The sequence below is a fragment of the Methylocella tundrae genome (genome assembly GCF_901905185.1).
Lineage (GTDB): Bacteria > Pseudomonadota > Alphaproteobacteria > Rhizobiales > Beijerinckiaceae > Methylocapsa > Methylocapsa tundrae.
Genome location: NZ_CABFMQ020000076.1, coordinates 141,621 through 162,544, shown reverse-complemented (window position 1 = coordinate 162,544; position 20,924 = coordinate 141,621). Strand labels below are relative to the sequence as shown.

General features: G+C 62.0%; 19 protein-coding genes. 8 read left to right on the top strand and 11 right to left on the bottom strand.

All coding sequences use genetic code 11. The annotated features are described in order from the left end of the window. Positions 1-3: 3 nt before the first annotated feature. From rplK to MPC4_RS08590, 4 genes are all read right to left on the bottom strand, one after another. Positions 4-432, bottom strand: a complete 429-nt coding sequence (rplK, locus tag MPC4_RS08605; RefSeq protein ID WP_134492085.1) for a 50S ribosomal protein L11 — start codon at positions 430-432, stop codon at positions 4-6. 217 nt (positions 433-649) lie between these two features. Beyond that, the gene (gene nusG / locus MPC4_RS08600; RefSeq protein WP_134492083.1) at positions 650-1,180 is read right to left on the bottom strand and encodes a transcription termination/antitermination protein NusG; all 531 of its coding nucleotides are present in this window, start codon (positions 1,178-1,180) and stop codon (positions 650-652) included. A 31-nt stretch (positions 1,181-1,211) separates the two neighbouring features. Then, on the bottom strand, positions 1,212-1,403 hold the full coding sequence (secE, locus tag MPC4_RS08595) for a preprotein translocase subunit SecE (protein WP_134492082.1): 192 nt from the start codon (positions 1,401-1,403) through the stop codon (positions 1,212-1,214). A gap of 142 nt (positions 1,404-1,545) precedes the next feature. Continuing rightward, positions 1,546-2,613: a cupin-like domain-containing protein gene (locus MPC4_RS08590; protein ID WP_174512151.1), complete on the bottom strand. Its 1,068-nt coding sequence runs from the start codon at positions 2,611-2,613 to the stop codon at positions 1,546-1,548. Positions 2,614-2,953: 340 nt separating this feature from the next. On the opposite strand from MPC4_RS08590, the gene aroQ reads away from it, so the two are divergent. The 4 genes from aroQ to MPC4_RS08570 are packed head-to-tail and all read left to right on the top strand — an operon-like array spanning position 2,954 to position 5,698. Next, the gene (gene aroQ, locus MPC4_RS08585) at positions 2,954-3,400 is read left to right on the top strand and encodes a type II 3-dehydroquinate dehydratase (RefSeq protein WP_174512150.1); all 447 of its coding nucleotides are present in this window, start codon (positions 2,954-2,956) and stop codon (positions 3,398-3,400) included. Between the two features lie 5 nt (positions 3,401-3,405). Beyond that, positions 3,406-3,876, top strand: a complete 471-nt coding sequence (gene accB / locus MPC4_RS08580) for an acetyl-CoA carboxylase biotin carboxyl carrier protein (RefSeq protein ID WP_174512254.1) — start codon at positions 3,406-3,408, stop codon at positions 3,874-3,876. A 24-nt stretch (positions 3,877-3,900) separates the two neighbouring features. After that, a complete protein-coding gene (gene accC, locus MPC4_RS08575) occupies positions 3,901-5,259 on the top strand; it encodes an acetyl-CoA carboxylase biotin carboxylase subunit (RefSeq protein ID WP_174512149.1) in 1,359 nt (452 codons plus the stop codon). A gap of 34 nt (positions 5,260-5,293) precedes the next feature. Then, positions 5,294-5,698 carry a GNAT family N-acetyltransferase gene (locus MPC4_RS08570; RefSeq protein WP_174512148.1) on the top strand — a complete coding sequence of 135 codons (405 nt, stop codon included), beginning with the start codon at positions 5,294-5,296 and terminating at the stop codon, positions 5,696-5,698. 53 nt (positions 5,699-5,751) lie between these two features. On the opposite strand, the gene dprA is transcribed toward MPC4_RS08570, so the two are convergent. Further along, on the bottom strand, positions 5,752-7,029 hold the full coding sequence (gene dprA, locus MPC4_RS08565; RefSeq protein WP_174512147.1) for a DNA-processing protein DprA: 1,278 nt from the start codon (positions 7,027-7,029) through the stop codon (positions 5,752-5,754). Beyond that, on the bottom strand, positions 7,026-7,640 hold the full coding sequence (gene plsY, locus MPC4_RS08560) for a glycerol-3-phosphate 1-O-acyltransferase PlsY (protein WP_174512146.1): 615 nt from the start codon (positions 7,638-7,640) through the stop codon (positions 7,026-7,028). The genes dprA and plsY overlap by 4 nt, the downstream gene beginning before the upstream one ends. A gap of 211 nt (positions 7,641-7,851) precedes the next feature. On the opposite strand from plsY, the gene MPC4_RS08555 reads away from it, so the two are divergent. After that, positions 7,852-8,283, top strand: coding sequence for a cupin domain-containing protein (locus MPC4_RS08555; RefSeq protein WP_174512145.1), 432 nt, complete (start codon positions 7,852-7,854; stop codon positions 8,281-8,283). A gap of 159 nt (positions 8,284-8,442) precedes the next feature. Here the strand turns inward: MPC4_RS08555 and MPC4_RS08550 are convergent, their stop codons facing one another. Then, the gene (locus MPC4_RS08550) at positions 8,443-8,721 is read right to left on the bottom strand and encodes a high-potential iron-sulfur protein (RefSeq protein WP_174512144.1); all 279 of its coding nucleotides are present in this window, start codon (positions 8,719-8,721) and stop codon (positions 8,443-8,445) included. A 476-nt stretch (positions 8,722-9,197) separates the two neighbouring features. On the opposite strand from MPC4_RS08550, the gene MPC4_RS08545 reads away from it, so the two are divergent. Next, positions 9,198-10,592, top strand: coding sequence for a cytochrome C (locus tag MPC4_RS08545; protein ID WP_174512143.1), 1,395 nt, complete (start codon positions 9,198-9,200; stop codon positions 10,590-10,592). Between the two features lie 129 nt (positions 10,593-10,721). Here MPC4_RS08545 and MPC4_RS08540 read toward each other — a convergent pair whose 3' ends face one another. From MPC4_RS08540 to MPC4_RS08525, 4 genes are all read right to left on the bottom strand, one after another. Beyond that, positions 10,722-12,071 carry an ammonium transporter gene (locus tag MPC4_RS08540; protein ID WP_174512253.1) on the bottom strand — a complete coding sequence of 450 codons (1,350 nt, stop codon included), beginning with the start codon at positions 12,069-12,071 and terminating at the stop codon, positions 10,722-10,724. Positions 12,072-12,272: 201 nt separating this feature from the next. Next, a complete protein-coding gene (locus MPC4_RS08535) occupies positions 12,273-12,611 on the bottom strand; it encodes a P-II family nitrogen regulator (RefSeq protein WP_174512142.1) in 339 nt (112 codons plus the stop codon). 362 nt (positions 12,612-12,973) lie between these two features. Then, a complete protein-coding gene (gene pyrC, locus MPC4_RS08530) occupies positions 12,974-14,293 on the bottom strand; it encodes a dihydroorotase (RefSeq protein ID WP_174512141.1) in 1,320 nt (439 codons plus the stop codon). 35 nt (positions 14,294-14,328) lie between these two features. Beyond that, the gene (locus tag MPC4_RS08525) at positions 14,329-15,279 is read right to left on the bottom strand and encodes an aspartate carbamoyltransferase catalytic subunit (RefSeq protein WP_174512140.1); all 951 of its coding nucleotides are present in this window, start codon (positions 15,277-15,279) and stop codon (positions 14,329-14,331) included. Between the two features lie 323 nt (positions 15,280-15,602). On the opposite strand from MPC4_RS08525, the gene topA reads away from it, so the two are divergent. Then, positions 15,603-18,566, top strand: a complete 2,964-nt coding sequence (gene topA, locus MPC4_RS08520) for a type I DNA topoisomerase (protein ID WP_174512139.1) — start codon at positions 15,603-15,605, stop codon at positions 18,564-18,566. Continuing rightward, the gene (rnr, locus tag MPC4_RS08515; RefSeq protein ID WP_425312439.1) at positions 18,563-20,911 is read left to right on the top strand and encodes a ribonuclease R; all 2,349 of its coding nucleotides are present in this window, start codon (positions 18,563-18,565) and stop codon (positions 20,909-20,911) included. Before topA ends, rnr begins: the two co-directional genes overlap by 4 nt. The last annotated feature ends 13 nt before the right edge of the window (positions 20,912-20,924 follow it).

The following is a 20,924-nucleotide window of genomic DNA, read 5'->3' as shown; positions in this document are numbered from 1 at the left end:
TCTCTACCCTACAATCTCGAGGCCCATGGAACGGGCGGAGCCCTCGATCATCGTCATTGCGGCGTCGACCGTCGCGCAATTCAGATCGGGCAGCTTCTTTTCGGCGATCTCCTGGATCTGGGCCTTCGAGATCTTCCCGACGAAGCCGCGCCCGGTCGTCTTCGATCCAGAAGTGATCCCCGAGGCCTTCTTAAGAAAATAGGACACCGGCGGCAGCTTCATCTCGAAGGTGAACGAGCGATCCGCATAAGCCGTGATGACGACCGGAATGGGCGTGCCCTTCTCCATCTGCGCCGTGCGCGCATTGAAGGCCTTGCAGAACTCCATAATGTTCAGGCCGCGCTGACCCAGCGCGGGGCCGATCGGAGGCGACGGGTTGGCCGCTCCGGCAGGCACCTGAAGCTTCACGAAACCCGTGATCTTCTTCGCCATTTTTCTTTACTCCCAGACAAAGCCGGCCTTGCGGCGCGGCGGTTGCGGTCGTGGTGCGACCTGAGGCGGCGGCGTGGCGCGCCCTCGCCCGGTCTTCCACGTGATGCGCGGCGGGATCGCCCCTCGCGCCGTTCAGGCGGCTTGACGCCGCCCGAATTCAAAAGCGTTTCGACGCATGATCTTGTCCTGAAAGCCCGCGGCTTCCCGGAAGCGAAGCCTAGACCTTCTCGACCTGCGCATATTCGAGTTCGACAGGCGTCGCCCGGCCGAAGATCGAAACGGCGACCTTGACGCGTGAGCGGCTCTCGTCGACTTCCTCGACGATCCCGTTAAACGAAGCAAAGGGGCCGTCCGCCACACGCACCGTCTCTCCGATCTCAAAGGAGATCGACGCTTTCGGGCGCTCGACGCCATCGGCGACCTGACCCTTGATGCGATCAGCCTCCGCGTCCGATATCGGCATCGGCTTCTTGTCGGCCCCAAGAAACCCGGTCACTTTCGGCGTATTCTTGATCAGATGGTAGATATCGTCCGAAAGATCACATTTTACAAGGACATAGCCTGGAAAAAACTTGCGCTCGGAATTGATCTTGCGGCCGCGCCGCACCTCCACGACCTGCTCGGTCGGGACAAGGATTTCCTCGAACTTCGACGTCAGGCCGCGCTGAGCCGCCTGCTCCTTGATCGATTCGGCGACCTTCTTTTCGAAATTCGAATAGGCGTGAACAATATACCAGCGCATGCTCATCGGGTAAGCTTCGACCTCTTTTGAATGGCGCTCAACGCCCAATGCTCAAGACGAGCGTGACGAACAGCCGGAGCCCCTGATCCACCGCCACGAAGAACAGGGCGGCGAAGATCACCATGAGAATGACGAGCCCAGTCGTGATCAGGGTTTCCCGCCGCGTCGGCCAGGTGACCTTGCCGGCCTCGGCGCGCACGTCCTGAAGGAACTGGAATGGATTTGCCATCGCCCAAAAAGACCTCTACGGGGGGACACTGCCGGTCGCCCAAAAAAATCAGGGCGCGGAGCCAAGAAGGCCACGCGCCGCAGCGATCGACTATAATCATCCCGGCGCAGAACGCAAATCGAAAATTCTGCGTCGGTCCGCCCTACGCGGCGCTCGGCCTTTGCGGGTGAAGCAAAGTCCATGCGCCGCGCAACTGCCGCGCCGGCGATTTCAGCCGGTGAAGGCCGCGGAACAGCGCGCGGTCGCAGTCTCTTTTGCCGGACAAGCTTCGTAGGAACGCGGCTTTCAAACGATCCGAGCCCCTGGAGAGATCAGGCGCCGGGGGCCTCAAGCCCAACTGGCGCAGTATCGAATTGGCTTGATGGATCCGCGCCAGATCGTCCATTGATCGCGTGGTGAAATAGACCGCGAGGCTGACCGACACGCCATCGCCGTTTTTGACCCAGTGCGGCGCCAGAGCCGGATGATGAACCGCAAGGCCCGGCTCAAGCCTGTAGACGGCTTCCCGGCCAGCCAGTTCCGCGCGGTATCGCGTCGCGCCGTCGTTTCCAATCTGAAACGCCTCGATCACGGATTGGCTCAGAATGAACGGATCATTCTGATCATAGAGATAAACGTCCTTGACGCCCCGAATCTGGAACAGGACGTTCTGCTCACGGTCGTTGTGATAGGGAGTTACAGCCCGTGGCGCGGAGACGATGACCGTCATTCCCTTGAAGGCGACATCCGACGCGCAGAGGCCGGTCGCAGCAGCGATCTCACCGATTATTTGCCCCATGAGCGCGTCAAACTCCGGGTCCACTTGATTGGCGAAGGACAGCATCATGGATATGGTGGAGCGCCCGTCATCGAGCTCATTGAAAAGACCTGAAAGCTCGCGCTCCCATCTTTCTTTGCTCAAGACGATGGGACTCTTCGCGCCCCAGCAGGACATCGCCTGCAGAGCGTCGAGATTCGGCTTGTCTCGCCGCAATTTGAGCTGAGCGTCGGCGGCTCGCCCTTCAATCCTCGCGGCATGGATCGCTTTAGCGAGCCGTTCCAGCCTTGGAAGCTGGAACAATGCATTTTGCGCGAGGACGTGGCTTATAAGGAATGGCTTCCTTGCGAATTTCTCGATGTGTTCTGGCAGCCATTCGGCGAAGACTGAAGCGTTGCTGGCTAAAGTAGACTTGGCGTTTGAAAAAGTCTCAAGGATTGGAAATGTGGACATCTCAGCACCCAATGTGGAGGCGCGTCTTACTGAAATACAAACCAGCCTAAGCTATTAGATGAGAGAGCGCAAATAACATTATTATAATCGGAAACTATAGCTTCACATACAAACATGTTACGTTCAGTCAATTTCGTATTAATTATTGTATTTAACGATTGTTGCCGGATATTATATTTCTACTCCACGCAGGGCATTGCGATTGTCCTCGCTGCGAATTTCAACACTGCCCCGCTTCGGCCGCGACGGCTCCGCCGTTTTTGCGGACGGGCTTCCCTTACTTTTTGATCCCGGTTATGGATGCGGCTTCGGACGTTTTTCGTCGCCCATCGAGTCCCATATGAGAGCCGTCCACTGCCTGAATGGGCCAAACCTCAATCTTCTTGGATCGAGGGAGCCGGAGCTTTATGGCTCCGCTACGCTCGCCTCGATCCAGGCGCGCCTTGCCGCCGCCTGCGAATCGCGCGGGCTCGCGCTGCATTTCCGGCAGAGCAATCATGAAGGCGATCTCATCACCTGGGTGCAGGACGCCGGTCTTGCCGGTGAGCCAATCATCTTGAACGCTGGCGCTTATACGCATACATCGATCGCCCTTCGGGATGCGATCAAAGGCGCCAATGCGAAAGTGATTGAGGTTCACCTTTCCAACATCCACGCGCGGGAAGGCTTTCGCCATCACTCCCACATTTCTCCCGTGGCGCAAGGCGTCATTTTTGGTTTCGGGGCGCTCTCTTATAGTCTTGCGCTCGACGCCTGCATCGCCCTAGCCACGGCCAGCGAAAGTTGAAGAAAATGAAATATGCCGGGCCGAAAGCGGCGGCGCCTTCCTCGGACGGCGCGGTCGACACAGAATTGGTCGAGACGCTCGCCGCGATCTTGATGCGTCTTGGACTGTCCGAGATCGAGATCGCGCAAGGCGACCTCAAGATCCGCGTCGCGCGGCAACTCGTGGCAGTCCAGCCGGCGGCGCCGGCGGCGGCCGCGCCAGCCTCATCCGCGGCCGCGCCGGCGCCGGATGAAGGCGATGTCCCAGGCGCCGTCAAATCGCCAATGGTCGGCACTGCTTACCGCCGGTCATCGCCCGAAGCCGCGCCCTTCGTCGAGGTTGGCTCCGTCGTCAAGGCGGGCGATAAGCTCCTGCTCGTTGAGGCCATGAAGACTTTCAATGAGATTGTGGCGCCGCGCGCCGGGACAGTAACCCGAATTCTCGTGGAGGATGGCCAGCCTGTCGAATATGGCCAGCCGCTCTTCGTGATCGAATGAACGCCGCGTTCCCGGTGAGTTGAGATGTTCGAAAAAATCCTCATCGCCAACCGCGGCGAAATCGCGTTGCGCATTCTCCGCGCGGCGAAAGAGCTTGGCATTGCGACGGTCGCGGTCCATTCGACCGCGGACGCCGACGCCATGCACGTCAAGCTCGCCGACGAATCGGTCTGCGTCGGGCCGCCCGCCGCGCGCGACTCCTATCTGAATATACCAGCTCTCCTCGCCGCCTGCGAAATAACGGGCGCCGAAGCGCTGCATCCGGGCTACGGATTTCTTTCAGAGAATGCGCGCTTCGCGGAAATTCTCGCCGAGCATCACATCGTCTTCGTCGGTCCCAAGCCGGAACATATCCGCATCATGGGCGACAAGATCGAGGCCAAGCGGACGGCGACCCGGCTCGGCATTCCGTGCGTTCCCGGCTCACCCGGCGCGATCACCGACGACATCGAAGCCGTAGCGATCGCAAAGGAGCTCGGCTATCCCGTCCTGATCAAGGCGGCGGCGGGCGGCGGCGGACGCGGCATGAAAGTCGCCTATGGTCCGGACGACCTTTCCTCGGCGCTCGAAACCGCCCGCATGGAGGCGAAGTCCGCCTTTGGCGACGAATCTGTCTATCTCGAAAAATTCCTCGAAAAGCCGCGCCATATCGAGATCCAGATTCTCGGCGACGGACGCGGCAACGCCATCCACCTCGGCGAGCGTGACTGTTCGCTGCAGCGCCGCCATCAAAAAGTATGGGAAGAAGGCCCCTCCCCCGCCCTCAATGCCCCGCAACGGCTTGAAATCGGTGAAATCTGCGCCGCGGCCATGCGCGAGCTTCGCTATTCGGGCGTCGGCACCGTCGAATTCCTTTATGAGGACGGCAAGTTCTACTTCATAGAAATGAACACGCGCATTCAGGTCGAACATCCCGTGACCGAGATGATCACCGGCGTCGATCTCGTGAATGAGCAGATCAAGATCGCCGCGGGTTCCGAACTGACGCTGACGCAGGACGAGGTCGTCTTCAACGGCCACGCCATCGAATGCCGCATCAACGCCGAGCATCCGGCGACCTTCCGGCCCTCACCCGGCACAATCAATTATTACCATCCGCCAGGGGGCCTTGGCGTTCGCGTCGATAGCGCGGTCTACGCGGGATACACCATCCCGCCGACCTATGATTCACTCGTCGGCAAGCTCATCGTGCACGGACGCAGCCGCAACGAAGCCTTGATGCGCCTGCGCCGCGCGCTCGATGAATTCATCATCGACGGCATCGACACCACCATTCCGCTGTTTCAGACGCTGGTCCGCAACGCCGACATCCAGAACGGACTCTACGACATTCACTGGCTCGAGAAATTTTTGATCGACGGCGGCATGGACGGCGAAGGCTGAGTTTTCCGCGAGCTCACCGGCTTCAGGACGGCGCATGGCGATTGAATACGCGGTTGTTGAGAGTCTCGACCTTGAGACCTTCCTCACGGTCCTGCGTAACTCGGGACTCGCCGAGCGGCGCCCCGTCGCAGATCAAAGCCGGATCGGTCGCATGCTTGAAAATGCGAACTTGATCGTCGTCGCGCGTGACGGGGACAATGTGGTGGGCGTCGCGCGCTCGATCACGGATTTCTCTTACTGCTGCTATCTTTCCGATCTGGCGGTTGACCGATCCCATCAAGGCCGCGGCATCGGGAAAAGACTGATCGAAGAAACGCGAAAAGCGGCGGGTCCAGAGGCGATGTGCCTGCTTCTGTCTTCGCCAGACGCAATGGCGTTCTACAAGGCGATTGGCATGCCGCAACCAGAGAATGCATTTCTCTACAAGCGCGAGCGATAGCTCGACTTCGGCCTTCCATTCATCACGTAAATCTCAACTGAGGCCTTGCCCGTTTAGATTCTCGACACAAGATCGCCGCCGTGACGCTCGATGCGCCCGCCGAGTTCGAGTTCGAACAGGATCGTACGGACGTCTCGCGCCGGCGCCTTTGAGGCGCGCACAAGTTCGTCGACCGAGACCGGAGCCGGCCCGAGCAACTCGATGACGCGCGCCAAAATGGCGTCCCGCGTCAGCGGGGCGGGACTGTCCACAACTCCCGCCGGCTTGTCACGCCCCAAATCGCTCTCGTCGAGCGCGAATGCGTCGATCTCAAGCGTCAGCTCCATCGTCCGCACCAGAGCGCCGTCGAATTCGGGCAAGTCGAGTTCGTCCCAAAATGGCGCATAGGGCCGCCCCGCCTCCGGCTCGGAAAAACCGAAGCCCGGCATATCGGGCGACAGATCTTGCCGGGCCAGCGCGTCGAGCACATCCTCGGCCCTGGTGCAGAACGTCGCGCCATTGCGCAGAAGATCATTCGCGCCCTCGGCGCGGGGGTCGAGAGGCGAGCCTGGCGCGGCAAAGATTTCCCGGCCCTCTTCGGCGGCGAAGGAAGCGGTAATCAGCGAGCCTGAGCGGCGCGCGGCTTCAACCACGATAATCCCCCGTGAAAGCCCTGCGACGATGCGGTTGCGGCGCGGAAAATCACGCCCGCGCGCCTCCCAGTGAAACGGCATCTCACTGATCGCCGCGCCATGCTCCACCAGGCGTTCGAGCAGTCCTGCATGCTCCGCCGGGTAGATGTTGCCAAGACCGCCGGCGAGCACGGCGATGGTGCCGGTCTCCAATGCGGCCTGGTGCGCGCGCGCGTCGATGCCGCGCGCCAGCCCCGAGACGATGACATGCCCGGCGCGGGCGACGCCGCGCGAAATCTGCTCCGCGAAGGCGAGCCCGGCCGCCGACGCGTTACGCGAGCCGACCACGGCGATCTTTGAGCGCTTGAGGCAGGCAAGGTCGCCGCGCGCCGCGATGAGAGGCGGCGGGGAATGGGTTTGCCGCAGCAGCGCGGGATAGGCTGGCTCGCAAAGGCCGATGAGCGCGACGCCGTGGCGATCAAGCTGCTCGAGCTCGGCCTCGATGTCGCTCGCCGAGGCGATGGAAATTGGCCGTCCGGCCTTTCCGCTCGCGATGAGTTCGGGCAACGCCTCCAGCGCCGCGCCCGCGCCGCCGTAGCGCCTGAGCAAAGAGACAAAGCTGCGGGGTCCGATATTTTCCGAGCGAAAAAGCCGGAGCCAATCGAAGCGTTCGGCGTCGGTCAGCGGCCGGTTCGCTTCGGCGAGCGCAGGCGCCGTCACGATTTGCCGATCCGCGTCTCGTTGCCGGCGCGAAGCCTGGCGATATTGGGACCGTGCTTGATCCACAGCAGCACGGCCATCAGCGCGAAGACGATTGCCGAACTGGTTTGATCAAGGGCGAACAGGAAAGCCGGCGACAAGGCGCTCGCCAGCAGGGCGGCCAGCGACGACAGACGCGTGATGATGGCGGCGCCAAGCCAGACGGCGATGAAGGCGAGGCCCGCCGGCCAGGCGACAATGAGAAGGCAGCCGAGAAAAGTCGCGACGCCCTTGCCACCTCTGAAGCCGAGCCAGACGGGATAGACATGACCCAGAAAGGCGCCCACGGCCGCGGCCAGCACGGGCGGCGGCGGCCAGGCGGTTTCGGGAGGAAGCCGGCGCCCGGCAAGATAGGCGACGATGAGAACGGCGGCCGCGCCCTTTGCCAGATCGAGAAAAAGCGTCAGCGCGGCAAGGTCCTTGCGCCCGGTGCGCAAAACATTTGTCGCGCCGATATTGCCTGAGCCGATCGACCGCGGATCCGCCGTCCCCGCCAGCGCGGTCAATATCAGCCCAAACGGAATCGAGCCGCAAAGATAGCCGAAAACAAGAGCGAGGAAATTGAGGATCACGTCGAAAACCGGGAGCCGGAGGCAGGCGCGCAGAGCCTAGCGTCTGAGGCATTCAGTGGCAACCGATTGCCGCGCGGCGATGATTGGCCCCGCGATTTTTCGCCCCCGGACGACTATGAAATTTCGTCATTTGAGTTGCGCGGCGCGCCGCATAAGCTCATGATGCGATCTATTGCCGCACTCCAAACCCTCCCAGCTTCAGGAGACAACCTTGGCTTCAGTCTTTGTCGTTGAAACCGCCGATCTTCCACGCGCAAAGGTCGGCGGCGTGGACGATCCACATGTGCGTTGGGCTGGCGCCTTCGCCGCCTTTGGCGGACATGGGAGCACCCAATCCTCCACGATCGTCTATGAAATCGAGGCCGGCGACCGGCTTGGCTGGCATACCGACGCCACCGAGGAAACGCAGTATATCCTCGCCGGCAGCGGCGAACTGCATATGGAGGATGGAAGCGTTCATAAGGTGGGTCCGGGCAGCGTTTTCGTCCTGCCGACGCCGGTGCGCCATGATCTCGTCAATACAGGCGCGGATACTTTGCGGGCGGTGGCTTTCTTCGCCGCGCCAATGTTCACGCAAACTTTTGACAACGCCATGCTGCCGCCCAACGTGCATGTCCTCGGCACGCCCAATCGCGAGGGGTAACGCCGCTCTCCCTTCCCTCTCATGACCTGCTCGCGGCGCAACGGGTCGCCGCCGTTGGCGCGCCGCGTCAGACGAGCGCGCGCGCCGCAAGGGGATGGCAAGGACATGTCATTCCCCGATGTCTTTTGCCTGAGCAGTCCCGCGGATCGATCTGATGGTTCAGGCCTTTGACCAGATCCTGCACCAGCCGTTCGGGCTGATCGCGCCGTCGACCTGCTTGCAGGCGTTCGGCGCTATAAACAGGCGACAATTAGAGCAGCTTTGGGCGCCTTTGGGCGAGCCTCGATAGGCTACCGCCGCCTGCGAGACCTTTGCGGCTTGTGCGCTGCGTCCGCTCAAACCAAGAAGCGACAGCGCGCCGACTCCGGCCTGGAGAAGAGTTCGCCTTGTCGCTCGTGACAATCCCTGCCGCGCCGGTCCGCCAATGTTCTGCGTCATGGTTAACTTCCTCTGTTTGCCTATGTTTCGCAAGGCGTGAAGAGCGAAGTTGCGGCGCCGCGACACACTCCGGTTCTCGACGATGCGCCAAATGTTTACGCTGAAGGCGCGCGGTCGATGATTTCGATTAAATGTGGAGGGTATCCGCCTCGCTTATACACGCGCTTCCATTCTGCCCACCGCAGCTACACTATGTATGACGGAACACAGTAAGTAAAAAACTATTTATGTAATATCTTTAAACCGCCGCCGACTACCAAGCGACAATCAGCCGTTAGTTGTCGCTATCACCGCGCAATCATACTGTTGTTTTGATACAACATCGGCAAACAATACGTCTTTAGGGCATCATAAAATTTCATCACTGAAATAGCCATGTTATTGTTGATTGAGACACGATTCTTAAAGCGCGGCGCGTCGGGGGTTGCAATATGCCGGATGCCACATCAGACCGCGGCGCCCATGCCGCGAGCGGAATGACCAATGCAGCCAAAAGCTGGCGCGATGTTCGGTTCATCGCCAGCTTCGCGGGCGTCGCATCCTTCGCCGCGGCGATCGTCGTCGCCGGCGTCCTGATCAGGCCGCCGGGCGCTTCGGCTCTTCCGAGCTTCGCCCGGCAAACCGGCCAGCCCTGCGCCACATGCCATACGGCGTTTCCGCAACTGACGCCCTTTGGCCGCAGATTCAAGCTGGGCGGCTACACGATGGGGGGCGGCATGAGCTTGCAACAGGCGCCGCCGCTTGCCATGATGGTGATTGGATCTTTCAGCCACACGCAGGATAATCAGGATTCGCCGCCGACGCCCTCGACGCACACCAATAACAACCCGCTCCTGCAGCAACTCAGTCTTTTCTACGGCGGCCAGATCTATGGGAATCTCGGCGCCTTCATCCAGGGCACCTATGACGGCGCCTCCCAGCATATGTTTCTCGACGCCAGCGACGTCCGCTATGCGGACACGACGAAGCTTCTGGGATTTGACGTCACCTACGGCGTGACGGTCAACAACACGCCGACCGTCGAGGATGTCTGGAACACGACGCCAGCGTGGGGATTTCCGTTCGTCGCCTCGACGCTCGCCCCCCAGTTCGCGCTGCCGGGGACCTTGATCGAGGGCGGTCTCGGCAATCATGTCATCGGGACGGGAGTCTACACGTTCTGGAACGATATGTTCTATGTCGATTTCACCGCCTATCAAAATCTGTCGACGGGAACGTTACAGGCGCTTGGCGAGCCGGAGGTTATCGGCTCGACCTCGATCGACGGCGTAGCGCCCTACTGGCGCGCCGCGTTTGAATACGATACCGGCGAGCAATCCTTCGAGGTGGGAACCTATGGCATTTTTGCCAACACGCTCCCCGGCCGGGTCGCCGGTTTCGGATTCGACCAGATTATGGACGTAGCCGTTGACGCCCAATACCAGTACATCGGCGATCCGCACAACATTACACTGCGGCTGACGAACATACACGAAAGCCAGCAGCTCAATTCAAGCTACCTGCAGGGCGGCGCTTCCAACCTCTACAATACGCTGAATAGCTTCAAGGCCTCAGCTGAATACGTCTATGATCACACCTATAGTTTGACCGCAGGTTACTTCAACGTGTCCGGCTCCGCCGACGCCTTGCTTTACGGCGCAAATTCGCTCGTCAATCTCCCCAACGGCGAAGGAATCATTGTCGACGCAGCCTTTTTGCCATTCAGCAAGGGCGGCCCGTCCTTCTACCCTTGGCTCAACGCGCGTCTTGGCGTCTCCTATACGAGTTATCTGAAGGTTTTCGGCGGGGGAAACAATTTTGACGGCCTCAATGTGAACCATAACGCCGCCGGCAATAACACGCTTTTGTTGTACGCTTGGATGGCGTTCTGAGTCGGCCCTTTTATCTCGCCGACTTTTCGGCGGCGGGAGAGAAAAAACCATTTGCAAGCCGTGACAATGGCTTTCCGCATCCCGCAGGGCGTGCGCCAGCGAGATGGCCGGCGCACCTCAACGTCAACGTCAATGAACGGCCTCGCCGTGCAGCGACAGATCGAGCCCTTCCATTTCCACTTCGCTCGCCACGCGCAAACCGATCGCCTTGTCGATGATGAAAAGAATGATCAGAGAGACGATGGCGTCATACGCGACGACGACGCCAACGCCGATCAGCTGATTGACCACCTGATGTGTGTTGCCTTCGATCAGGCCGGGTGTGCCGCCATATTCACTGATCGCGAAGACGCCGGTCAGAATAGCGCCTGTCGCGCCGCCGACGCCATGCACGCCGAAGCAATCCAGCGCGTCGTCATAGCCAAGAGCCGCTTTGAGCCATGTGACGGCGCCATAGCAAATCACGCCGGCCGCGACGCCGATCACCATTGATCCGCCGGGACCGACGAAGCCGGAGGCAGGCGTGATGGCGACGAGGCCCGCCACCGCGCCGGAACAGACGCCAACGAGCGTCGGTTTGCCGCGATGCGTCCACTCGACCAGCATCCAGACAAAAGCCGCGACGGCGGTGGCGATCTGCGTCACCGTCATCGCCATGCCCGCCTGCAATCCGGCGGTGACGGCGGAGCCGGCGTTGAAGCCAAACCAGCCGACCCACAGCAATGAGGCGCCGATAAAGGTCAGCACGACATTATGCGCCGGACCAGTGTCATTGCGCCTGCCGAGCATCAGGGCGGCCATCAGCCCGGCGACGCCGGAATTGACGTGAACCACCGTTCCGCCGGCGAAGTCGAGAACCTTGACGAAGGCCGCATCATTCGTGCTGTTAAGGAAGCCGTCCGGACCCCAGACCCAGTGCGCGACCGGCGCATAGACGAAAATCGCCCACAGACCGATGAACCACAACATCGCCGAGAATTTCATGCGTTCGGCGAAAGCGCCTGCGATCAAGGCCGGGGTGATGATCGCGAAAGTCATCTGGAAACAGATGTAGACGGTTTCAGGAATCGTCGGCGCGAGCGGATTGGGATTGCCGACGCCTTTTCCGATATCGCTCAAAATGCCTTGCAGGAAGGCGCGATCGAAGCCGCCGACAAAGGGCGTGCCGGCGCGAAACGACATGCTGTAGGTCACGACGGCGAACAGGATAGTGACGAGGCAGGTGATGGCGAAGCTCGTCATCACCGTGTCGGCGACGTTCTTCTTGCGCACCATACCGCCATAGAACAGTCCGAGGCCCGGAACGGTCATCATCAGGACCAGCGCCACGGAGGTGAGCATCCAGGCGGTGTCGCCGGAGTTCGGCGTGCAGGCGGTCAAGGTCTTGGCGTCGCAGGCGGGCGGCGCGGGAGTCGCCGAAGGAGCCGTCTCCTGCGCCAAGGATGGATGAATACAAAGAAGGAGCGCGATCGCCGCCATCACGAAGCCGCAGACAAGGAGCTTGAACGTCACAGGCGCGCATTTCAACGACTTCATGGTCTGGCCCCTCCCAACGAACGATCGAAACCTCGCCTGAAGCATGTCTTTGAGAAGCTGAATAACTTTTTCGATGAGAACATGCCCCGGCCTATTGATGTCGCGCGCTGTCTGGTCGGTTACCCCGTTCGACCGGAAGGCGCGCTAAAGCGCCGCTTCATCCATTTCCCCCGTGCGAATCCGCAGCGTGCGGTCGACGCTCATGATGAAAATCTTGCCGTCGCCAATCTGGCCCGTGAAGGCCGATTTCATGATCGCTTCGGCGACCGCGTCGACCCGACTGGCGGGGACTGCGACTTCGATTTTGATCTTTGGAACGAAGCTCGTGACATATTCGGCGCCGCGGTAAATTTCCGCGTGGCCCTTCTGATGCCCAAATCCCTTGACCTCGGTTAAGGTCATGCCGGAGACCCCGGCAGCCGTCAGAGCGTCCCGCACCTCGTCGAGTCTGAAGGGCTGAATGATGGCGACGACGAGCTTCATGGGACTGCTCCCAATTCTCGCTTTGACGAAGCGGATCGCGGCTCATGCGTCTAAACGCCGCATGGTCTCGGCTGGCAATCAAAATTTATGCCATTGCGATGCTTTGCTCATCAGCCGCGGCGCGCCCTCACCGTGGCGGCGTGGTTTCAAGCGCCTGAAAAGCTGCGGAAATTGACGCGCGGCATTGTCGTTCGGCCGGCGGCCGCACAGGCGACGCCGCAAATATCGATGATTAAATAAGCAGATGATTAAAATCTAGGCGAAGAGACATCAGCATTGCCGGGCGCCGGTCGCAACGTCCGGGGGGGAGCTAATCGCTTGTTCGCTTCGTGCAGCGCTGCGTCTATTCGCTGTGAAGCCCCTCACTCAGCCTCGAACGCTGTTTCCCCGGCCACAAGCGTCAGCTTCACCCGGCCTTCCATGCGCGCCTCGTCAAAAGGCGTATTCTTGCAGCGCGAATGCAAGTTTGCCGGATCGACGACATAGGGCTCTTCGGGATCGAAACGAATGAGATCGGCCGGGGCGCCGATTTTCAGCCGCCCTTGCGGAAGCCCGAGAATTTCAGCCGGGCGCAAGGTCATCGCGCCGATCAGGCGCTGAAGCGAGAGTTCGCCCGCGTTCACGAGGCGCAGACCCGCCGACAGCATGGTCTCGAGGCCGATCGCGCCATTCTCGGCTTCCGCGAAAGGCAGGCGCTTGGTCTCGACGTCCTGCGGGTTATGGTCCGACACGATAATGTCGATGAGGCCGGAGGCCAGCGCCTTGACGAGCGCGCGGCGCTCGTCTTCGTGCCGGAGCGGCGGGGCGAGCTTCAAAAAGGTGCGGTAATCGCCAATGTCGCTCTCGTTCAGGGTCAAATGATTGATCGAAACGGCGCAGGTGACCGGCAGGCCGGCCGCCTTGGCTCTCGCGATGATCTCGAGCGAAAGGGTCGTCGTGACGAGGGCGGCGTGATAGCGCGCGCCCGTGAGGGCGACGAGGCGGATGTCGCGATCGAGCATGATCGCCTCGGCCTCGCGGGGAATGCCCGAAAGACCAAGGCGCGAGGCGAATTCGCCCTCGTTCATGACACCCTCGGCGGACAGATCGCGGTCCTCGGCGTAATGGATGACAAGCGCGTCGAAATCGCGGGCATAGGACAGGACGCGGCGGAACACCCGCGCATTGCTGATCGACTCGGCGCCGTCCGAAAAGGCGAGCGCGCCCGCCTGCTGCAACAGGCCGATCTCGGCGATCTCCTCGCCGCGCAGGCCATGCGTCAGCGCGGCCGAGGGAATGAGGCGCACGCGCCCCGTGTCGCGCGCGCGGCGGAGCAGGAAATCGACGACGGCCGGCTCGTCGACCGGCGGATTGGTGTCGGGACGCGCGAGAATCGTCGTGACGCCGCCCGCCGCCGCCGCGGCCGTCGCCGTGGCGATGGTCTCGCGATGCTCGGCTCCAGGCTCCCCGACGAAAGCGCGCATGTCGATGAGGCCCGGCGCGATGACGTCGCCGCCGCAATCAATGACGCGGGCGTGCGAGGGCAGATTCTTTGGCGCGATTTCCGGCCCGAGATCCAGGATCGCGCCGTCAAGGATCAGAACGCCCCCGTGCGCGCCCGAAAAGGTCTCGCCGTCAAAGAGGCGCCCATTGACGAGCGCCAAGGGCTGATGCGCGATCGAGGGAGTGGATGGAATTCTCAAGGAGGCGGCCTTTCGCTCTTGCCTTTAAGCTGCTCTTATCCGTTCGGCAGATGCTGGGCGAGCGCGTCAAGCACGGCCATGCGGACCGCGACGCCCATTTCGACCTGTTCGCGGATGCGGCTATGCGCGCCGTCCGCAACCGCCGAATCGATCTCGACGCCCCTGTTCATGGGGCCTGGATGCAGCACCAGCGCGTCTGGCTTGGCGAGGCTCAGCTTTTCTTCATCGAGTCCGAAGAAGCGGAAATATTCTTTTGGCGAAGGGATGAAGCCGCCCTGCATGCGCTCGCGCTGGAGGCGCAGCATCATGACGATGTCGACGTCCTTCAGCCCGGCCCGCATATCGCGAAAAACCTCGACGCCCATGCGCTCAATGCCGGCGGGCAGCAGGGTCGAGGGACCAATTACGCGCACCCGCGCCCCGAGCGCGGAAAGCAGCAGAATATTGGAGCGCGCCACGCGCGAATGCAAAATATCGCCGCAGATCGCGACTGTCAGCCCCGAGATCCTGCCCCTGTTGCGCTTGATCGTCAGCGCGTCGAGCAGCGCCTGCGTCGGATGCTCATGGGCGCCGTCGCCGGCGTTGACGACCGAGCAATCGACTTTCCGCGCCAGGAGATGGACCGCGCCGGCCTGGGCGTGCCGCACGACGATGATGTCAGGGCGCATGGCGTTGAGGGTCATCGCCGTATCGAGGAGAGTCTCGCCTTTTTTGACGCTGGAGGTCGCGACCGACATGTTCATGACGTCGGCCCCGAGCCGCTTGCCAGCCAGCTCGAAAGAGGATTGGGTGCGGGTCGAGGCCTCAAAGAAGAGATTGATCAGAGTGCGTCCCCGCAAGGTCGAGCGCTTCTTTTCGACCTGGCGCGAAACTTCGATGGCTTCTTCCGCGAGATCCAGCAGAACATGAATGTCCTGCGGCGAAAGACCTTCGATGCCGAGGAGATGCCGATGGGGAAATTTGTATTCTGGACCTTGGTCTAGCATGACGCGATGTCTTACAGGACGCAGGGGCCGTCGTCACAGGCCTTTGGCGCAATCCGCCGCGCCTGCGCACAGATTTTGCGCATTTCAGCGGCGGCCCGGCCCCCGGCAAGGGGCGGGAGCGAGGAGCGCCGATCGGCCCCGATTTGACTAAGCCTGCGCCCTCCCCCATCTTCCGGGCCTAAAATCATACTGCACTGCAACCTTTGCGGAGGAAAGCCCGCCGCACAACCAGCGCGAGCTTAACCTTTAAGACGCGATATGAATTTTGAAGAAGCGACCCGGGACCATTCCGGTCCAGCCGGTCGAACCGAGGACTGTTGTCAATGAATGTCGTCATCGTCGAATCGCCGGCGAAGGCCAAGACCATCAACAAATATCTTGGCAAGGGCTATGAGGTTTACGCATCCTTTGGCCACGTCCGCGATCTGCCGGCCAAGGATGGCTCGGTCGATCCCGACGCCGATTTCGCCATGCTCTGGGACGTCGACGTCAAATCGGCCAAACGTCTTTCCGAGATCGCGAAGGCCGTCAAGGACGCTGACAAAATCATTCTGGCGACCGACCCGGACCGCGAAGGCGAAGCGATTTCCTGGCACGTGCTGGAGGTCTTGAAGGCGAAGCGCGTTCTTAAAGACAAGCGCGTCGAGCGCGTCGTCTTCAATGCGATCACCAAATCCGCCATTCTCGAGGCCATGCAGCATCCGCGCGAGATCGACGTGGCCCTCGTCGACGCTTACCTCGCGCGCCGGGCGCTGGACTATCTTGTCGGCTTCAATCTCTCTCCGGTGCTATGGCGCAAGCTGCCGGGCGCGCGCTCCGCCGGCCGGGTTCAGTCGGTCGCCTTGCGCCTTGTCTGCGACCGCGAGCTCGAAATCGAATCCTTCGTCGCGCGGGAATATTGGTCGATCGTCGCCCATTTGAAGACGCAGGCGGGCGCGCCATTCACCGCCCGGCTCGTCGGCGCGGACGGCAAGAAGCTGACGCGCCTCGACATCGGCGCGGGACCCGAGGCCGAGGCCTTCAAGGCGGCGCTGGAGAACGCAGCCTTCAAAGTCGCCGAGGTCGAGGCAAAGCCCGCCAAGCGGCACCCTTACGCGCCCTTCACCACCTCGACGCTGCAGCAGGAAGCCTCCCGCAAGCTCGGCTTCGCCCCCGCACGCACCATGCAGCTGGCGCAGCGCCTCTATGAAGGCGCCGACATCGACGGCGAGACGGTCGGACTCATTACCTATATGCGAACCGACGGCGTCGATCTTGCGCCCGAAGCCATCACGAGCGCGCGCTCCGTCATCGCCCGCGAGTTCGGCGACGCCTATGTGCCAAAGGCGCCGCGCAAATATACGGTAAAGGCGAAAAACGCGCAGGAAGCGCATGAAGCGATCCGCCCGACCGATCTGACCCGGCTGCCAAAGCGCGTCATGCGCGCCCTGGAGCCGGACCAAGCCAAGCTCTATGAGCTGATCTGGACGCGCACCATAGCGAGCCAGATGGAATCAGCCGAGCTCGAGCGCACGACCGTCGATATTCTGGCGCAAGCAGGCGAGCGCAAGCTCGATCTGCGCGCGACTGGTCAGGTCATCCGCTTCGACGGCTTTTTGAAGCTCTATCAGGAAGGCCGCGACGACGAGGAAGACGAAGATTCAAGCCGTCTCCCGGACATGGCGAGGGACGAGCGGCTGACCAAGGAGCGCATCGACGCGACGCAGCATTTCACCGAGCCGCCGCCGCGCTTTACCGAAGCGACGCTGGTGAAGCGCATGGAAGAGCTCGGCATTGGCCGGCCCTCGACCTACGCCTCAACGCTGGCGGTGCTGCGTGAGCGCGACTATGTGCGGATCGAGAAGAAACGTCTTTACCCCGAGGACAAGGGCCGTCTCGTCACGGCGTTTCTTGAAAGCTTTTTCACGCGCTACGTCGGCTATGACTTCACCGCCGACCTGGAGGAAAAACTCGACCGCATCTCCAATCATGAAATCGACTGGAAGCAGGTGCTGCGCGATTTCTGGCTCGATTTTTCCGGCGCTCTCGCCGGCACCAAGGATCTGCGCACGACGCAGGTGCTGGACAGCCTGAATGAGATTTTGGGGCCGCATATTTTCCCAGCGAAAGCGGACGGATCGAATCCCCGCGCCTGCCCATCCTGCGCGGACGGCCAGCTGTCGCTGAAGCTCGGCAAATTCGGCGCCTTCGTCGGCTGCTCGAATTATCCGGAGTGCAAATTCACGCGTACGCTCGCGGGCGGCAATGGCGAAAACGCCGAGGCCGTCGAAGGCGATCGTCCCGGCGTCAAGGTGCTTGGAATCGACCCCGAGACGGGTGAGGAGGTCACGCTGCGCGACGGGCGTTTCGGCGCCTATGTGCAGCAGGGAGAGGCCGAAAAGCCGAAGCGATCGTCCCTGCCGAAGACGATTTCTCCCGGCGATCTGACGCTGGAGCAGGCGATCGGGCTTTTATCCCTGCCGCGCGAAGTCGCCAAGCATCCCGAGACGAAAGAGCCTGTCGTCGCGGGCATCGGACGCTACGGTCCATACGTCCAGCACGGCAAGACCTACGCCAATATTGGCAAGGATGAAGATATTTTGAGCATCGGCGGCAATCGCGCGATCGATCTCATCATCGCCAAGGAAAGCGGGCTCACCGGCCGGCGCTTCGGCGCTTCGGAAAGCGCGCCCGTCCGGGTCCTTGGCGAACATCCCTCCGGCGGTCCGGTCACGATCAAGGCGGGGCGTTACGGACCCTATGTCAGCCACGGCAAAGTCAATGCGACCTTGCCGAAGGACGCCGACCCCACCACATTGACGCTTGAGGGCGCCTTGGAGCTTCTGAGCGCCAAGGCGTCAGGCGGCGGCGGTCCCATTCAGGGGCGCCTGCTTGGCGAGCATCCGTCAGGCGGCCCGGTTACGGTGCGGGCCGGACGATTTGGCGCTTATGTCAATCACGGCAAGACGAACGCGACCCTCAAGGCGAACGCCTCGGCAGAGACGATCACGCTGGAGGAAGCGATCCGCCTGATCGAAGACAAGGAAGCGGCTGGCGGCGGAGCGAAAAAGAAAACCGCCGCGCCGAAGAAGACGGCTGCGAAAGCCGCGCCCAAAACAAATGGCGCCAAGGCGGGCGCGTCGAAAGCCGCCGCGTCGAAAGCGAAAGCCTCCGAGGCGGACGACGACGGTCCACCTTTCGAGCCGACGCCAAATCTCAAACCCGCGCCGGCGCGAAAGCCCGCGGGCTCACAAAAACCCGCCCCTAAACCAGCGGCGGATAAACAGAAAAAGGCCAAACACGCGTGAATAAACCCGCCGGTCCAGGAAAGTCCGGCTCCAAGGCTGCGCAAGGCGCGCAGCAGACTACCCGCCCCGCGCCCTCGCGGGAAGATATCGTCGCCTTCATCGCCAGAGAGCGGGAGGCGCAAGGCGAGCAAATGTCTTCCGGCAGATCGCCGGCGAAAATCAGCAAGCGCGAGATCGCCCGCGCCTTCGACATCAGGGGCGATGACCGCATCGCCCTCAAACGGCTCCTGAAGGAACTCGAAGCCGAAGGCGCCATCGAGCGCCGCCGCAAGGGGCTGCACAAAGCCGGGCTTTTGCCTGCGACCGTGCTCGCCGACTTTTTCAGTCGCGACCGCGACGGCGATTTTCTCGCCGCTCCCGTCGATTGGGACGCGGCGCAAGGACCGCAGCCGAAAATCATCGTCGGTATCCCGCGCAGGCAAAGACCGGGGGCGCCGGCGCCTGGCGTCGGCGATCGCGCGCTTTTGCGCGTCGAGCCCCTGCCCGACGCAAAGCCGGGCGAGCCCGCCTATAGCGGGCGTGTCGTCAAGCTTCTGGAACGCGCCAGATCGCAGATTCTCGGCATCTTCCGCGAACGGCCGGGCGGCGGCGGCCGCGTTTTGCCGGTCGACAAGAAGAACGCCAATCGCGGCGAACTCGACGTACATCCCGGCCAGGAGGGAGACGCGCGCGAAGGCGACCTCGTCGCCGTCGAGATTTTGCGTACCGGACGGCTCGGCCTTCCCTCGGCCCGCGTGCGCGAGCGCCTTGGCGCTTTCGACAGCGAAAAGGCGGTGAGCCTCATCGCGATCCACACCCATAAGATCCCCAATGTCTTCCGGCCCGAGACCATCGCGGAGGCGGATCGCGCGCGGCCCGCGACCATGGATGGGCGCGAAGACTGGCGTCAAATCCCGCTCGTCACCATTGATCCGGCCGACGCCAAGGACCACGACGACGCGGTTCACGCCGAAGCCGACCCTGACCCCAATAATCGCGGCGGCTTCATCCTGCGCGTCGCCATCGCCGATGTCGCGGCCTATGTCCGGCCCGGCTCGCCGCTCGACCGCGACGCGCTGGAGCGCGGCAATTCGGTCTATTTCCCCGACCGCGTCGTGCCGATGCTGCCGGAGCGCATTTCAAACGACCTCTGCTCGCTGCGGCCGCATGAGGACAGGCCTGCTCTCGCCGTGCGCATGGTCGTCGCGGCGGACGGGCATAAGCTCACGCACAGCTTTCATCGCGTGATGATGCGCTCGGCGGCAAAGCTCGCCTATGGCCAGGCGCAGGCGGCGATCGACGGCGCGGCTGACGAGACGACAGCCCCGCTCGTCGCGGGCGTGCTGGCTCCGCTCTATGAGGCCTACGCCGCGCTGAAACGCGCCCGCGATGCGCGGGGGCCTTTGGACCTCGACCTGCCCGAGCGGAAAATCATCCTTAACGAAGAAGGCGGAGTCCACAGCGTCGTCATTCCGGCGCGGCTCGACGCGCATCGGCTGATCGAGGAATTCATGATCCTCGCCAATGTCGCGGCGGCCGAAACGCTCGAGGCCAAGCATCAGGCGCTGATCTATCGCGCGCATGACGAGCCTTCGGTCGAAAAGCTCAACAATCTCGCGGAGTTTCTATCCTCGATCGGGATCAAGCTCGCGAAGGGGCAGGTTATCAGGGCCGAGCAGTTCAACGGCATTCTGGCTCAGGTCAAGGACACCGACAATGAGCATCTCGTCAATGAGATCGTTTTACGCACACAGGCGCAGGCTGAATATGTAGTTGAAAACTATGGCCATTTCGGCCTTAATCTGCACCGCTACGCGCATTTTACCTCACCGATCCGCCGTTACGCCGACCTCATCGTCCATCGCGCGCTGATCTCGGCGCTTCGTCTTGGCCCCGACGGCCTGCCCCCAAATGCGCGGGACGAACTGACCGAGGTCGCGGCGAAGATTTCCGCCGCCGAACGCAGAGCCATGGCGGCCGAGCGCGAGACCATCGAAAGGCTGATCGCGGCGCATCTTGCCGACAAGGTCGGCGCGACCTTCGAGGGACGCATTTCAGGGGCGACCCGCGCCGGCCTCTTCATCCGGTTGAGCGACACCGGCGCCGACGGATTCATTCCGGCCTCGATGCTGGGCGATGATTATTTTCGCCATGACGAGCGTTTGCACGCGCTGATCGGCTCGCGTACCGGTAAGATGCATCGGCTCGGCGACATCGTCACGGTGAAGCTGGTCGAGGCGGCCCCGCTTGCCGGGGCCTTGCGTTTCGAACTTTTGAGCGCGGGCGGTCCCCGCGCCCCAAGGACCGCGCTCAAACAGGCCGGCAAAGGTGAGAAAGCGCAGCGTCATAACCGCTCATCGAGATGAACGCAGGGGCAAT

Bases quoted from the DNA above. Each gene is read 5' to 3' on its own strand.
- rplK (WP_134492085.1), bottom strand. From the start codon at position 432: ATGGCGAAGAAGATCACGGGTTTCGTGAAGCTTCAGGTGCCTGCCGGA.
- nusG (WP_134492083.1), bottom strand. From the start codon at position 1,180: ATGAGCATGCGCTGGTATATTGTTCACGCCTATTCGAATTTCGAAAAG.
- secE (WP_134492082.1), bottom strand. From the start codon at position 1,403: ATGGCAAATCCATTCCAGTTCCTTCAGGACGTGCGCGCCGAGGCCGGC.
- MPC4_RS08590 (WP_174512151.1), bottom strand. From the start codon at position 2,613: ATGTCCACATTTCCAATCCTTGAGACTTTTTCAAACGCCAAGTCTACT.
- aroQ (WP_174512150.1), top strand. From the start codon at position 2,954: ATGAGAGCCGTCCACTGCCTGAATGGGCCAAACCTCAATCTTCTTGGA.
- accB (WP_174512254.1), top strand. From the start codon at position 3,406: ATGAAATATGCCGGGCCGAAAGCGGCGGCGCCTTCCTCGGACGGCGCG.
- accC (WP_174512149.1), top strand. From the start codon at position 3,901: ATGTTCGAAAAAATCCTCATCGCCAACCGCGGCGAAATCGCGTTGCGC.
- MPC4_RS08570 (WP_174512148.1), top strand. From the start codon at position 5,294: ATGGCGATTGAATACGCGGTTGTTGAGAGTCTCGACCTTGAGACCTTC.
- MPC4_RS08550 (WP_174512144.1), bottom strand. From the start codon at position 8,721: ATGACGCAGAACATTGGCGGACCGGCGCGGCAGGGATTGTCACGAGCG.
- MPC4_RS08545 (WP_174512143.1), top strand. From the start codon at position 9,198: ATGACCAATGCAGCCAAAAGCTGGCGCGATGTTCGGTTCATCGCCAGC.
- MPC4_RS08540 (WP_174512253.1), bottom strand. From the start codon at position 12,071: ATGGCGGCGATCGCGCTCCTTCTTTGTATTCATCCATCCTTGGCGCAG.
- MPC4_RS08535 (WP_174512142.1), bottom strand. From the start codon at position 12,611: ATGAAGCTCGTCGTCGCCATCATTCAGCCCTTCAGACTCGACGAGGTG.
- MPC4_RS08525 (WP_174512140.1), bottom strand. From the start codon at position 15,279: ATGCTAGACCAAGGTCCAGAATACAAATTTCCCCATCGGCATCTCCTC.
- topA (WP_174512139.1), top strand. From the start codon at position 15,603: ATGAATGTCGTCATCGTCGAATCGCCGGCGAAGGCCAAGACCATCAAC.